Annotated in this window: 11 protein-coding genes; all 11 read right to left on the reverse strand. The window is 41.6% G+C overall.

Features of this window, described 5'->3' with window-relative positions; genetic code table 11:
- Positions 1-29 precede the first annotated feature (29 nt).
- Entirely contained in the window at positions 30-2,870 is a 2,841-nt protein-coding gene (gene uvrA, locus B5G33_RS11050; RefSeq protein WP_087417694.1) for an excinuclease ABC subunit UvrA, read from the reverse strand.
- Between the two features lie 271 nt (positions 2,871-3,141).
- Positions 3,142-3,561: a CBS domain-containing protein gene (locus tag B5G33_RS11055; RefSeq protein ID WP_087275064.1), complete on the reverse strand. Its 420-nt coding sequence runs from the start codon at positions 3,559-3,561 to the stop codon at positions 3,142-3,144.
- Between the two features lie 115 nt (positions 3,562-3,676).
- Complete coding sequence (gene hemW / locus B5G33_RS11060) at positions 3,677-4,819, reverse strand: radical SAM family heme chaperone HemW (RefSeq protein ID WP_087417695.1); 1,143 nt, start codon at positions 4,817-4,819, stop codon at positions 3,677-3,679.
- A gap of 17 nt (positions 4,820-4,836) precedes the next feature.
- On the reverse strand, positions 4,837-6,651 hold the full coding sequence (gene lepA / locus B5G33_RS11065) for a translation elongation factor 4 (protein ID WP_087417696.1): 1,815 nt from the start codon (positions 6,649-6,651) through the stop codon (positions 4,837-4,839).
- A gap of 48 nt (positions 6,652-6,699) precedes the next feature.
- Positions 6,700-7,749, reverse strand: a complete 1,050-nt coding sequence (locus B5G33_RS11070) for an NAD-dependent epimerase/dehydratase family protein (protein ID WP_087417697.1) — start codon at positions 7,747-7,749, stop codon at positions 6,700-6,702.
- 31 nt (positions 7,750-7,780) lie between these two features.
- On the reverse strand, positions 7,781-8,497 hold the full coding sequence (locus tag B5G33_RS11075) for an IspD/TarI family cytidylyltransferase (RefSeq protein WP_087417698.1): 717 nt from the start codon (positions 8,495-8,497) through the stop codon (positions 7,781-7,783).
- Positions 8,498-8,536: 39 nt separating this feature from the next.
- Complete coding sequence (locus B5G33_RS11080) at positions 8,537-10,498, reverse strand: DUF2142 domain-containing protein (protein ID WP_087417699.1); 1,962 nt, start codon at positions 10,496-10,498, stop codon at positions 8,537-8,539.
- Between the two features lie 3 nt (positions 10,499-10,501).
- Positions 10,502-10,858, reverse strand: a complete 357-nt coding sequence (locus B5G33_RS11085; RefSeq protein ID WP_087417700.1) for a DUF2304 domain-containing protein — start codon at positions 10,856-10,858, stop codon at positions 10,502-10,504.
- Positions 10,855-11,553 (reverse strand): glycosyltransferase family 2 protein, encoded by a 699-nt coding sequence (locus tag B5G33_RS11090; RefSeq protein ID WP_087274756.1) that lies wholly within the window; start codon positions 11,551-11,553, stop codon positions 10,855-10,857. The genes B5G33_RS11085 and B5G33_RS11090 overlap by 4 nt, the downstream gene beginning before the upstream one ends.
- Positions 11,554-11,559: 6 nt before the next feature.
- Positions 11,560-12,705 carry a glycosyltransferase family 4 protein gene (locus B5G33_RS11095; protein WP_087417701.1) on the reverse strand — a complete coding sequence of 382 codons (1,146 nt, stop codon included), beginning with the start codon at positions 12,703-12,705 and terminating at the stop codon, positions 11,560-11,562.
- Positions 12,698-13,930 carry a lipopolysaccharide biosynthesis protein gene (locus tag B5G33_RS11100; protein ID WP_204247378.1) on the reverse strand — a complete coding sequence of 411 codons (1,233 nt, stop codon included), beginning with the start codon at positions 13,928-13,930 and terminating at the stop codon, positions 12,698-12,700. The genes B5G33_RS11095 and B5G33_RS11100 overlap by 8 nt, the downstream gene beginning before the upstream one ends.
- Positions 13,931-13,950: the final 20 nt, after the last annotated feature.

Here is a 13,950-nt window from a genome sequence, read left to right on the forward strand (position 1 = left end):
CCAACTTGTCCCTCGTTGAAAAGGGCCAATCATCTCAAATATTTTGACACATAACGACCCGTATAGGAAAGAGGATTTTTCGCAATCTCCTCAGGAGTTCCGCTGGCAATAACTGTGCCTCCCTGATCTCCCCCCTCCGGGCCTATATCAATAATATAATCCGCTGTCTTGATCACATCCAGATTGTGTTCAATTACCACTACTGTATTTCCTCCCTCTGACAGTCTTCGGAGGATTTCTATAAGCTTGTGCACATCTGCAAAGTGCAGACCTGTAGTAGGCTCGTCCAGAATATAAATTGTCTTGCCCGTTCCTCTTTTACTCAGTTCTGTAGCCAGTTTGATACGCTGAGCCTCGCCGCCTGAAAGCTCTGTAGAAGGCTGTCCCAGTCTGATGTAAGAAAGGCCCACATCATACAAAGTCTGGATCTTCCTCTTAATAGAAGGGATATGGTCAAAGAATTCCAGAGCCTCTTCTACTGTCATATTCAGAACATCATAGATACTTTTCCCTTTGTATTTTACCTCAAGGGTTTCCCTGCTATACCTTTTTCCATGGCACACCTCACAGGGGACATATACATCAGGAAGGAAATGCATCTCAATTTTCAGGATTCCGTCACCGCTGCAGGCCTCGCACCTGCCGCCCTTTACATTAAAGCTGAATCTGCCCTTTTTATAGCCTCTGGCTTTTGCATCAGAAGTAGCGGCAAACAAGTCCCTGATCTGGTCAAAAACTCCTGTATAAGTTGCCGGATTAGAACGAGGGGTACGCCCGATAGGGGACTGGTCAATATTGATCACCTTGTCAAGCTGCTCTACGCCTTCAATACATTTATGTTTGCCGGGAATGGTCCTGGCATGGTTCAGCTTTCTAGCAAGGCTTTTATATAATACCTCATTGACCAGAGAACTTTTCCCAGAACCGGATACGCCGGTGACACAGGTCATCACTCCCAAAGGAATCTTTACATCTATATTTTTCAGATTGTTTTCCGCCGCTTTTCTTATGGTCAGATATCCTGTTGGCTTTCTCCGTTCCTTTGGAACGGGAATCTTCTTCTTGCCGCTCAGATACTGGCCGGTGATGGAGTTAGGATTTTCCATGATCTCTTCTGCCGTACCGATAGCCACCAGTTCCCCTCCATGTTCTCCCGCACCGGGCCCGATATCTACGATACAATCTGCCTCTCTCATGGTATCCTCATCATGTTCCACCACAATCAGAGAATTGCCCAGATCCCGCAAATGCTTTAAGGTCGCCAGAAGCTTGTCATTATCCCTCTGGTGGAGGCCAATACTGGGCTCATCCAGAATATAAGCTACCCCTACCAGCCCGGATCCAATCTGGGTGGCCAGGCGGATTCTCTGTGCTTCTCCTCCTGACAAAGTACCTGTGGCTCTGGACAAAGTCAGATATTCCAGCCCTACATTGACCAGAAATCCTACTCGGGCCCGAATTTCCTTCAGCACCTGCTCTCCGATCATTTCCTGGGTAGGCGTCAGTTTCAGCTCATCCATGAATCTCTGGAGACTGCTGATAGAAAGAGAAGTTACCTCATGGATATTTTTATCTCCCACAGTTACCGCCAAGGCCTCAGGCTTCAAACGTTGTCCCTTGCAGGAAGGACAGGGTGTAATCCTCATAAAAGTTTCATACTCCTGTTTTATAGAATCTGACCCTGTTTCCTTATAGCGTCTTTCGACATTTTTAATAAGGCCTTCAAAAGCCACGTCATAAACCCCTTCTCCACGCTGGCCTTTGTAATGTACCTTTACTTTTTTCCCATCAGTTCCATGTATAAGAATATCCTGGACTTTCTGGGGATATTGTTCAAAGGGAGTGTTCAGGTCAAATCCGTATTCTTCTGCTAAAGCATCCAGGATTGCTCTGCTAAAACTCCCTTTATCTGTACAGGACTGCCAACCCAGGACTGTAATTGCTCCTTCCTGTATACTTAGAGTTTTATCTGGTATCATCAGATCTACATCAAATTCCATCTTATATCCCAGGCCATAGCAGGAAGGGCAGGCCCCGAAAGGATTGTTAAAGGAAAAGCTCCGAGGCTCGATTTCATCAATACTGATTCCACAATCCGGGCAGGCAAAGCTCTGGCTGAAATTCAGGATATTCCCATCCATAGTATCCACCATCAGACGGCCCTCTGCCAGATTCAGCACCGTTTCAATAGAATCTGTGAGACGTTTCTCTATTCCTTCTTTTACAATAAGGCGGTCCACCACGATCTCGATGTTATGTTTTTTGTTCTTATCCAGCTGGATCTCTTCGCTGAGCTCATAGAGGTTTCCGTCAATCTGAACCCTCACATATCCGCTTTTTCTGGCCTGTTCCAGGAGTTTGGCATGAGTTCCTTTCCTTCCTCTTACCACAGGAGCCAGAAGCTGGAGTCTGGTCCTCTCAGGAAGCTTCATAAGCTGGTCCACCATCTGATCCACTGTCTGTTTTTTTATCTCACGTCCGCATTTCGGACAGTGGGGAATACCGATCCTGGCATAAAGGAGACGGAAATAATCATAGATTTCCGTCACTGTCCCTACTGTAGAACGGGGATTTCGATTCGTTGATTTCTGGTCAATCGATATTGCCGGAGAAAGTCCCTCGATACTTTCCACATCCGGTTTTTCCATCTGCCCTAAAAACTGCCGGGCATAGGAAGAAAGAGATTCCATATATCTTCTCTGTCCTTCTGCATAGATCGTGTCAAAAGCCAGTGAACTTTTTCCTGAACCGCTGAGCCCCGTCAGTACCACCAGCTCATTTCTGGGAATATCCACATCCAGATTTTTTAAATTATTTTCATTAGCACCTCTAATTTTTATAAACTGTCTGGGCTGCATTTTCACTGCCATATTCATTCCTCACTATCTTTTCTATATTATCTTCTTTTCCCGCCCCATTACACTGTAAAGCAGGGAGCCAGACGAATATTCCTGTTCTTTTACATAAGTGCAATTAGCAAGTCCGTATTTTGGTTATTTATTGTTTGCTGTACCAGTATATCATATACGTCTGGTTAATTCAAACATTTGTTCTGTTATCTGTTTAAAAAGTAAATATTCAGCCATATGTCTTAGAAATGCTGCAAAAAATGGAGCTGCCCTAGAGCAGCTCCAAAAACCCCTACCTTTCCTTTGGTTCCTTACCACAGGATGAACATATATACTGCATGATATCTCTTCTCGTCACAATACCAATAAAATTCTTCTGGTCATCTACAACGGGAACAAAATTCTGCCGCATGGCTTTTTCCATCAGATCCTCCATATCAGAGTCCACTCTTACAGGAGCGTAATCCATACGCCTTTTAAAGGAAGTAATGGGAACATCCTCAGCGGCTTTCATATTCAGCGAACTGCGGTTTCTAAGTCCCCACAATATATCTCCTTCTGTAAGCGTCCCTACATATTTGCCCCTATCATTGATAATGGGGATACAGGAATATCTGTGGGCTTCCATTTTCTCCAGCGTCTGACCCAGTGTATAAGAATCATGTATATATGTAACGTCTTCCTTGGGGGTAAGAAAAAATAGTATGTTCATAATACCCTCCACATAATTTACTCTTTATCTATTCTGACACATTCGGAGGAAGAAATCCAGTGAAAAGCTATAAACATTTATAAAAAATCTATTAATAACTTTCAGGTCAGTTTTGTCAGTCAAAAATAAAGTCTGAGAGCACCTGATTGCTTACCAGGATTCCTGCCTGGGAAAGCCGTATTCTGTCCTTGGATGCCTCCAGCATCCCGTTTTCCAGATGTTTCTGCAGGGCTTTTTCATAGACCATGTCCAGATCTCTCCCGAAGATCCTGCGGAATTCTTTTCTGGATACTCCTTCTGTTTTTCTCAGGCCCAGAAACATAAATTCTTCCATCTGGCGAGGTTCTTCCAGAAATTCCACCTCTTCCCGAAGTCTTTTGGGATTCTGGCTGCCCTCTATATATTTTTCCCAGTCTCTGGTATTAGACATCCGGATATTATGGACCATAGAAGCAGCTCCCAGCCCCAGCCCCAAATAATCTTTCCTCTCCCAGTAACGCAGATTATGCCGGGACTTCCTGGATGGTCTGGCGTAATTAGATATTTCATACTGCTCAAAGCCATGTTCTTTTAAATACTTCCCTGTCCACAGATAAATTTCTCTGGAGGTCTCTTCATCCGGCAGAAGCTCCTCATGCTCTCCATATTTCTCATAAAATTCTGTTCCCTTTTCAATGATCAGCTGATATACGGAAATATGTTCCAGAGGCGTTTCCTGAAGGATTTCCAGTTCTTCTTTCCATTCTTCCAGCGTCTGTCCGGGAAGAGAGGAAATCAAGTCTGCACTGATATTATCAAAGCCAGCCTCTCTGGCCATTCTGTAGCTGTCCAGAAAGTCTCCATAGGTATGGATTCTCCCCAAAAGCTTCAGGTTCTCATTTTTCACAGACTGGAGTCCAATGCTCAGACGGTTGATCCCCAGCTCTCTATACAACAGCAGCTTTTCTTTCTGGGCGGTTCCCGGATTCATCTCCAGGGTAATTTCCGCATCTTTTTCTACCCGGAAGGTATCCCGGATTTTCTTCAGTATCCTTTCTGTCTGTTCTCCTTCAAGAACAGAAGGTGTCCCTCCGCCAAAAAACACCGTAGAAACCCGGTAGTCTTTGGCAAATTCACTGTAACTGCTGATTTCTTTTTCCAGGGCCTGGACATAAGCCTCTCTCTCTTCACCGCTGCCTTTCCAGGAGAGGAAATCGCAGTATGCGCATTTCTTTACGCAGAATGGGATATGAATATATAGTCCTAAATCTTTTTTCATGATAATTCTCCCAGAGCTTATTTATCGTCCAGTTTCAGCACGCTCATAAAGGCCTTCTGAGGAATCTCCACATTACCGATCTGGCGCATCCTCTTCTTTCCTTCCTTCTGTTTTTCCAGCAGCTTTCTCTTACGGGAAATATCACCGCCGTAACACTTGGCAAGTACATCTTTCCTCAGCGCCTTTACTGTCTCTCTGGCAATGATCTTGCTTCCGATTGCCGCCTGAATAGGAATCTCAAAAAGCTGTCTTGGGATTTCTTCTTTCAGCTTTTCGCACATCTTTCTGCCTCTGTCATAGGCAGAACCGGAGAACACAATAAAGGACAATGCGTCTACTTCTTCTTTATTCACCAGAATGTCCAGCTTCACCAGGTCGCTCTGCTCATATCCAAGCATCTCATAGTCAAAGGACGCATAGCCTCTGGAACGGGATTTCAGAGCGTCAAAAAAGTCGTAGATGATTTCATTAAGAGGCAGGTGGTAATGGAGGAGGGCTCTGGTGGTCTCCATATATTCCATTCCCTGGTACTGTCCTCTTCTCTCCTGGCAAAGCTCCATAATGGGACCGATAAACTCTGTGGTCACCATAATCTCCGCTTTTACCATAGGCTCTTCCATATATTCAATCTCTGAAGGATCTGGAAGATTGGATGGATTTGTCAGTTCTATTACTTCTCCGTTGGTCTTGTGAACCTTGTAGACAACCCCTGGAGCTGTCGTTACCAGGTCCAGGTTATATTCCCTTTCCAGTCTTTCCTGGATGATCTCCAGATGAAGGAGTCCCAGAAAACCGCAGCGGAAGCCAAAGCCCAGAGCTATAGAGGTCTCTGGTTCAAAAAACAGTGAAGCGTCGTTAAGCTGCAGTTTTTCCAATGCATCTCTCAGATCTTCATACTTGGCCCCGTCTGCCGGATATACACCGCAGAATACCATGGGATTTACTTTCTTATAGCCGGGAAGAGGTTCCCCACAGGGATTTTCATCATCTGTGATAGTATCTCCCACCCGGGTATCCTTCACATTTTTAATACTGGCAGTAATATATCCTACCATTCCTGCAGAGAGCTCCTCACAGGAAATCAACTGTCCGGCGCCAAAATAACCTACTTCCACTACTTCTTCCACTGCTCCTGTAGCCATCATACGGATCTTGGTGCCTTTTTTCACTGTTCCTTCCATAATCCTGCAGAATACGATAACGCCTCTGTAGGAATCATAGATAGAATCAAAGATCAGCGCCTGAAGGGGATTATCCGGACTCCCTTTCGGTGCCGGCACTTTCTTTACAATCTGCTCTAATACTTCATCGATATTCAGTCCTGTTTTAGCTGAAATCTGAGGAGCATCCTGAGCTTCAATTCCGATCACATCCTCGATTTCATTGATCACCCTTTCCGGTTCTGCACTTGGCAGATCGATCTTATTGATTACCGGAAACACATCCAGGTCATGGTCCAGGGCAAGATACACATTTGCTAAAGTCTGGGCTTCAATCCCCTGGGCAGCATCCACTACAAGAATCGCTCCGTCACAGGCTGCCAGACTTCTGGACACCTCATAGTTGAAGTCCACGTGTCCCGGCGTATCGATAAGATTAAAAATATATTCCTCACCGTCTTTTGCCTTATAAACCGTACGGACAGCCTGGGATTTGATAGTAATTCCTCTTTCCCGTTCCAGATCCATATTATCCAGAACCTGTGACTGCATCTCCCGTTCTGTAAGCAGACCGGTCCTTTCAATAATACGGTCCGCCAGGGTGGATTTCCCATGGTCTATATGTGCAATAATACAAAAATTACGGATTTTGCTCTGGTCTATTGCAGGCATAAATGTTCCTCCTGTAAGTATATATGTTCTCTCATTATAATCTAAAATCTATACATTTAATATTTTTAACGTATGCTCTATTCCCTTTTCTGCCGGATAATTTCCTACCCATCCTAATGACTCTATTTTTCTGCTGTCTAAAACCTGTCGTTCTATAGGAGAGCGTTCCTGAAGCGCTGTCAGGTCAGGGTTCTCAAAAACCACCTTTCGTCCTGAAAACTCAGCAACCAGTCTGGCAAACTCAGCAATTGTTAATCTTGAATCTTTATTTGCTATATTATAGGCTTCTCTTGGAGCCCCATTCAGCAAAATCGTCAGAAGCGCTGAAACACAGTCTGCCACATAGCAGTATGACCGCATCTGGTTTCCAGCACTTTTTAAAATAATATCTTCCCCTTTCAGGGCATTTCTTATAAACTGTGCTGTCGCCCTATTATCTCTGTCTGACATGTTAGGGCCATAGGTGTGACAGGGTCGGGCAATCACCACATCCAGACCATACTGCTGACTATAAGAACAGCATAGGGTTTCCGCTGCCCTTTTTCCCGACGGATAACAAGAGCGAGGCTCTAAAATATTTATATATCCGCTGTAATCCTCGGAAAATTCTTTTTCCAAAGAATTTCCCTGTCCATATATTTCTCCTGAAGATACATATAGAAATCTTTTTGCTCTATGCTCTCTTCCATACTCCAGCAGCCGATAAGTTCCCAGCACATTGCTCATTAAAGTTTCTACCGGTTTCTCCCGGAAGGCGGCGGGATGCGCATTACTTGCTCCGTGTACTACATAATCTACATCAGCATTAAGTTTTAATGATTCATTGATATCTCCCTCAATAAAAATTAAATTTTCTGTTTTTACTCCACAGAAACGTTCCTGGAGCCGCTCCCTATCCCTTCCCAGTGCATAAACTGTAATATTGGTATCTGAAATTTTGTTGGCAGCAAGGAACAGATCCACCATATAGGAACCAATCAGCCCGGTAGCCCCGGCAATCAGTACAGAAGAACCATTTAACTTATTCCAGTCCTTAACCTGCTTCATTGCCTGTTCTAAATCCTCTTTATATACTTGACTGTCATATAAAAAATGCATTATCCTTACTCTCCGTTACAATTATGGTTTGTCAGTCTTTCAGCCAGTCTGCCCTTTTTGCCAGCAAAAGGGCCTTAAATATATCAATGTCATCCACTGTAGTCAGTTTAATATTTTTTTCTGATCCCATAGAAAAATGAACCTGTTCTCCCATTTCAATCATCAAAGTACAGGACGCAACGGAATTTGTTATTCCCTTTTCAAGTGCTCTCCTGTGCAGATCGCAGATTTTTCCCAAGGGAAAGCCCTGGGGTGTCTGGGTTCTTTTTAAATGATCTCTTGGATAACTTCCCGTAGAAGATAAGCCATCTTCTGTTTGAAGCATTGCCTCAGCACAGGGAATAGTCGCTATAGCACAGCCGAATTTTTTTGTCTTCACTATACAGTCTGAAATGATATCCGCTGAAACCATAGGACGTATGGAATCATGAATCAGCACAATATCTTCAGGTCCATAGTGTTTTTCTAATTCAAACACGCCATTTCTAATAGAATCCTGGCCATTTTTTCCTCCTGGGACTACATATTTCAGTTTTTCAATATTAAACTGTTTTGCATAGGCCCACAGGACCTGTTCCCAGCCTTCAATACATACTACTGCAATCGCGTCAATGTCTGCATGTCTCTGAAAAGCCTCCAATGTGTAAATAATAACTGGTCTTTCATTAACTGACAGAAATTGTTTTGGAATACTCTGATGCATCCTTGCTCCAGATCCCCCCGCTATGATAAGCGCTATATTTGCCATAATCCTTCTCCTTTATAGTAAAAGCTGAATCCTCTATTATCACTGACAAAATGTTAAAAAGAACTGGTTATACATAGTTCCATGTGCAAGCCACAAAATAATCAGAAACATAACTGTATTATACGTGGTTTCCTTATATGCTGCCTGAACTTTATTTGTATAAAATAACATAAAAGTCGGAACTACCAGCGGAATGTAGTATCTGGCCTGAACACCTGCGATACTTGTACTTCCAACCGGTGTAAACGCAATATAAAGAGCCGACCAGATAAGCCCTAATGTTCCTAAAAGAATAACTGCAAGCCATACTTTCATAGAAAAAATGCTCTTTTTGGGTAAAGGCAGTGCTGGCTTTTTCTCCGTCAATGCAACTCCCAGGCACAATAGACTGACTGCTCCTGCAAAAGGATGAGATCCGGCATAAGCTAAAGATGTTAAACCAAAGGCATTAAAAACATATTCGTTTAAAGTATTCACTACATCAGCAAAGAAAATGCGTACATAAGCGATTGGGTGCCCAAATACCATATTCAACTGCTCTGTCACATCTGTATCTCCGCCTCTTGCATCACCTTCAACACTTCCGCTGGCTGCAGGAAGCAGGATTGTCATGAGCACAATGATACAAACCAGTATCAGGATTCCTTTGCATATCAGCATGATCCTCCTGTTTTTAAACTTCTTCTCAGGAAGCGCAAGCAATGATGCCAGAAGTGGGATATAGACCTGTTTCGGACAGCTGCCTATCACAAATACAGCTGATATAGCCAACATTCTTAACCACGAAAACTTTCTTTCCGTGTAAAAATATTCCGCAACAATCATTGCCATTCCCAAAGTAAGAAAACCTATTGTAACAATATCATAAGTATAGCTGGCAGACTGCAACATAAGTGTGGGCATCAAGGCCACAGTAGTTAAAAATTTCTTTCCTGCAGGAATTATTTTAATTGCCCAGTACATTAAAAGTGTATACAACAACAGATTTGCCATTTTGCCAAGGATAAATTGTGTGTAAAAAGTAAGACCTAAAAATTGAGCAACTTTAACTACAATAGCCATATGGATTTCTCCAATTGCATTTAAAGTATATGCATCTCTTTCATACACTTCTGCTACGCCGTTATTGTGAGCATTTAAATATTGAATCTGCAAAGCCTTTTCTTCCTTTGACAGAAAGGGAGCCCCCTCTAACTGCTCTGGATGATAATAAAGATATGCTTCCGATTCTGTTCTGTCCGCCGTGCCATTTTCAAACCAGTCAAACACTTTTGCAAAATGAATATGTTCATCCCAGGTTATACACTCCGGAGGCTGAACCGAAATAAGGAGCAGACCGCATCCTAATGAAATTATTAAAAATCCTCTCTCTATCTTTTTAGATATTATACTTCTGAAACATATAATAAAAAATATCAAAAATACAAATATGCCTATATAAGCCACACGGTACCAATTCCAGTCCCAGCTATTGTCTACTGTAATATGACTGATTTCTACATCTACAGGTAACTCTATAATGATTTCCGTTACATAGTCTTTTATATTTATTATTGTTTCATTTAAATTGGCTCTGCTTATATCCTGAATTTCTCTAATCTCAGGTTCCTTATATATATTTTTTGTATGAATAGCGGTATATGCAATGAAGTCGTCCTCTGTTTCATAGTAATAGCGAAGTTTATTGATATAACGCTCATCAATTTTAATATGAACGCGTTTTAATACAGGATTTCCCTGGAGAGATTCACTTTCTGTTTGCACTTCATCATCTGTTTTCTCTTCCATGAGTACTGTATCTGAAATTTGAATATAACTGCTCTCTATCTCCTCTGCGCCAATAGTGTTTCCACCTTTAAGAGATCTTCTGGAAACATTTAGTTCATATAATCCTTCTCCCGCAATTCCTGTCAATAATCCAGCCAAAATTAAAATCATCAAAAGCAGTAGCACATTAATATGCTTTTTTTCTTTTTTTGTCGGGTCAGCTTTTAATTTCATTGCCTATTCCTTCCCCTTTTCTTGGCGTTCCAGTATTTCGTTCATCAGAGCTATTTCCTGAGTCAATTTTTTTATTTTGTTTGACATTTTCGAAACTGTGGCCGATAACGAAAAAATAATGGGCAGTGTAAAACAAAATCCGGCAAAAAACAGCATATTAACAGGCTGGCTTATCCCCAGAAAGTGCGCCAGCCATTGGCTGACCTGAGGAAAACCGGCAAAAATAATAATCCCCAATCCTAAGAGCAGCCACAAAAGGCTGTATTTAAGCTCTATTCCTTTTGTCCTGATTTTATTAACTATATAGACTATTGCAATAAGCGTCGCAAGAATTATTAGAATCTGAATTTTTATATTCATTTTTTTCCTCCCCTGATCTTTTCAAACAAAATAGCAAGGGTTACTTTAATCATATAATATACTGATTTCTTCATGGAAATGGAAGAAACTCCACCTAACCTTTTTCTCATAATTACAGGAATTTCTTTTACCTTGCAGCCCTGACATAATATTGTAACTACACTTTCCGGTTCAGGATAGTCCTTGGGATAATTATAGGCAAATTCTTTCATAACCTTTCTATTCACCATTCGGAGACCAGACGTAGGGTCTGTAATTCTAGTGCCTGTGAGCAGCTTTATGAGCCCACTGAAATATCGTATTCCCACTCTGCGCATCCCCGATGATTGGAATCCTCTTTTTTCAATAAATCTTGAACCGATAACCATGTCCAACTTTTCTCTTTCCATGCATTCCGCCATACTATTCAAAAAAGCTGGATCATGCTGGCCATCACCGTCTACCTGGACAGCCAGATCATAGCCGTTTCTCCATCCATATAAATACCCTGTCTGAACAGCTCCGCCGATTCCAAGGTTTACTGTTAAGTGTACTGTATTAAAATGATTTTTTCTGCATATTTCTCCCGTGTTATCGGTTGAACAGTCATTAATAATGATATAATCAAAATCCGGTGCATACTTTTCTATTTCACGAACTGTATATTCAATACAGGCGCTCTCATTGTATGCAGGAATGATAATCAGTTTTTTCATTCTTTTCTACCTTTCTCTGGCAAGTCCATGTACTTTTTGAGCTGTCTTATCCCATGTAAACATAATATTTACCCTTTTTTTCGCCTTCTCTGCAGCCTGTATTCTTTTATCAGGATATTGCAAAGAAGCATCTATGGCTTCCTGGATACTTTGGACCTCTGTATTTTTCAAAATAGTCCCATAAGATTCATCCTGGATCAGCTCCCGGGAACCACCCCTGTCAGTAGTGATCACATAACAGCCCGCCGCTGCCGCCTCCAAAACAGCGGTAGGAAATCCTTCCGGATAGTCAGTAGGAAGACAATATACATCTGCCTGCCCCAGAAGTGAAGCAATCTCTTCAAAATCCAGCCTGCCAAGAGGTATGATAACATCATCTGCAGCTGTCTGAACTTTTTCCATTTCTTCACCATCACCAGCAATAAACAGACATATTTTCCATTTTTTACGCAGTTCCTGCACAGCCTCAATTAATTTAAAAATACCTTTTTCTTTAATCAGGCGCCCAGTATATACAATTACTGCAGTATCCTGAGAAACATCAAATTCTTTTCTAAAATTTCTTTTAGGCTCCTCAGCAATATTTTGGATGCTAACCGCATCTACCGCATTATATAAAACCCCTTTCGCTTTTATATGGAAATGTCCCAGCCATTTGCAGCATGCCCTGGACACACCATAGTAGTCCTTACACAAAAGCTTGTCTCCAGTGGTAATAACATGCTCTACAAAAGCAAATAGCGTATCAGGCATCTTTTTCCCTATAGTCATATGACTGGTTCCATGATCAAGAATTATGCCTTTTATGTTATTCCTTTTGGCAAACCATCCACCAAGCAACGTATGAGGATAAAACCTGGCATTGATCAAAACCAGATCAAAATCTCTGTCAGATAACTTTTTATAAAGTGCAAAAAATTCCCTGCTAAACTTTGTCACAGGGTACCGGCCATCCATCAGATTATAGCACGGCAGCCGCAGAACCTCTATCCCATCCATGATCTCATAATTTTTTTCTTTTACATCATTGCAGGTAACAATCATTACCTCATCTCCCAGCCTGATCAAAGCTTTGGATAAATTATATGTGTATCTTTCTATTCCTCCAAGATACGGAAAATAATGGGAAGCAAATATACATATTTTACTCATATTTTTCCTCACGTTTTTTTCTGTCCTTTACCAGATAAAACACAAAAAAGAGAATAAACATTAGCGACATAAATCCTATAGATACTGTATAGCTGACCGTAGCTCCCATAATTTCATATTTTCTGGTGAGATAGGGCGTAATAATATAAGTAAGTACAACTGTAAGTCCACAACAGATAAATGTGCTGTATTGATGGCGCATAATGATAATTCCATACTGATAAAGCTGATACATTGCAGTAAATCCTCCGCTGACTAAAATCAGGCACAATGCCCCCTTATACTCAGCAAGATCCACTCCAAATAAAAAGCTTAAGACAGGTACCCCAACAAGATAAGCGCCTATAATACATATTGTGGTGGCAGCTGCGATAACCAGCATCTGCCGAAGAATCAGCTTTAAAAATCCAGAAATGTCCTGTTTGACATATTTCTCTGCCAGAACGGAAATGATGGGTTTTAACACGAAAGAAGCGAACATATTAACCACAAATGCCATCATATATAGTACTGTAAAAATACCAAGGACCTCGGAACTATAATACTTTTCCAACGCGTATTTTGGTGCATTTATGATATATGCATTTAAAAATGCATTCACAAACAGCGGAAATCCTTCTATCAAAAGGGCCCCCTGGGTTTTCCAGGAAGTTTTGAAAGATATTCCGCCAAATTCTCCTATGATCTGACTGTCTAAAAAAAGAATCATAACGAGATATACAGTTGCAAGGGCAGTCAGTCCCCAGAACACACTTCCCGTGATAAATAAGGTCACTAAAAATACGCCCAAATACGTCAGTGTCTTTATAACGACTCCTTTACAGGAAATATCATAGCGTCCTTTTTGCTGATACCGGCCTTCCAGTACATCTGATATGGCTTCTACTGCTCTAAATATAACAGCTGCCATAATAGCCGCCATCTTTACCACATTGTAGTTTCCCAAAGTTATCCAGAAAACACCTGCTATCAACATGGCAGACACTGTAATTACCCTAAGCATGCAGTAGTCACTGAATTTATATTTTTCCGTAACATCTGAGACCTGAAAGGTTCTGATATTATAAAATCCAATGGTTACAAGCTGATTTCCCACAGCCAATGCCAAAGATAAAATCCCAGCCTGTCCTACTCCTATATATTTCGATGTTGTCATCTGCATGATAAACGAACTTCCAGCATATATTATTCCAGCTAAAACCGTCCAGATATAAGTCTGCTTCATACTGTACTCAGATGACATAA

This window comes from Blautia sp. An81, assembly GCF_002161285.1.
Classification (GTDB): Bacteria; Bacillota; Clostridia; order Lachnospirales; family Lachnospiraceae; genus Blautia; species Blautia ornithocaccae.

What these genes read in the sequence shown, in the direction of transcription:
- B5G33_RS11085 (WP_087417700.1), bottom strand. Translation starts at nt 10,858, where the DNA reads ATGAATATAAAAATTCAGATTCTAATAATTCTTGCGACGCTTATTGCA.
- B5G33_RS11080 (WP_087417699.1), bottom strand. Translation starts at nt 10,498, where the DNA reads ATGAAATTAAAAGCTGACCCGACAAAAAAAGAAAAAAAGCATATTAAT.
- B5G33_RS11075 (WP_087417698.1), bottom strand. Translation starts at nt 8,497, where the DNA reads ATGGCAAATATAGCGCTTATCATAGCGGGGGGATCTGGAGCAAGGATG.
- B5G33_RS11090 (WP_087274756.1), bottom strand. Translation starts at nt 11,553, where the DNA reads ATGAAAAAACTGATTATCATTCCTGCATACAATGAGAGCGCCTGTATT.
- B5G33_RS11100 (WP_204247378.1), bottom strand. Translation starts at nt 13,930, where the DNA reads ATGAAGCAGACTTATATCTGGACGGTTTTAGCTGGAATAATATATGCT.
- B5G33_RS11095 (WP_087417701.1), bottom strand. Translation starts at nt 12,705, where the DNA reads ATGAGTAAAATATGTATATTTGCTTCCCATTATTTTCCGTATCTTGGA.
- hemW (WP_087417695.1), bottom strand. Translation starts at nt 4,819, where the DNA reads ATGAAAAAAGATTTAGGACTATATATTCATATCCCATTCTGCGTAAAG.
- B5G33_RS11070 (WP_087417697.1), bottom strand. Translation starts at nt 7,749, where the DNA reads ATGCATTTTTTATATGACAGTCAAGTATATAAAGAGGATTTAGAACAG.
- B5G33_RS11055 (WP_087275064.1), bottom strand. Translation starts at nt 3,561, where the DNA reads ATGAACATACTATTTTTTCTTACCCCCAAGGAAGACGTTACATATATA.
- lepA (WP_087417696.1), bottom strand. Translation starts at nt 6,651, where the DNA reads ATGCCTGCAATAGACCAGAGCAAAATCCGTAATTTTTGTATTATTGCA.
- uvrA (WP_087417694.1), bottom strand. Translation starts at nt 2,870, where the DNA reads ATGGCAGTGAAAATGCAGCCCAGACAGTTTATAAAAATTAGAGGTGCT.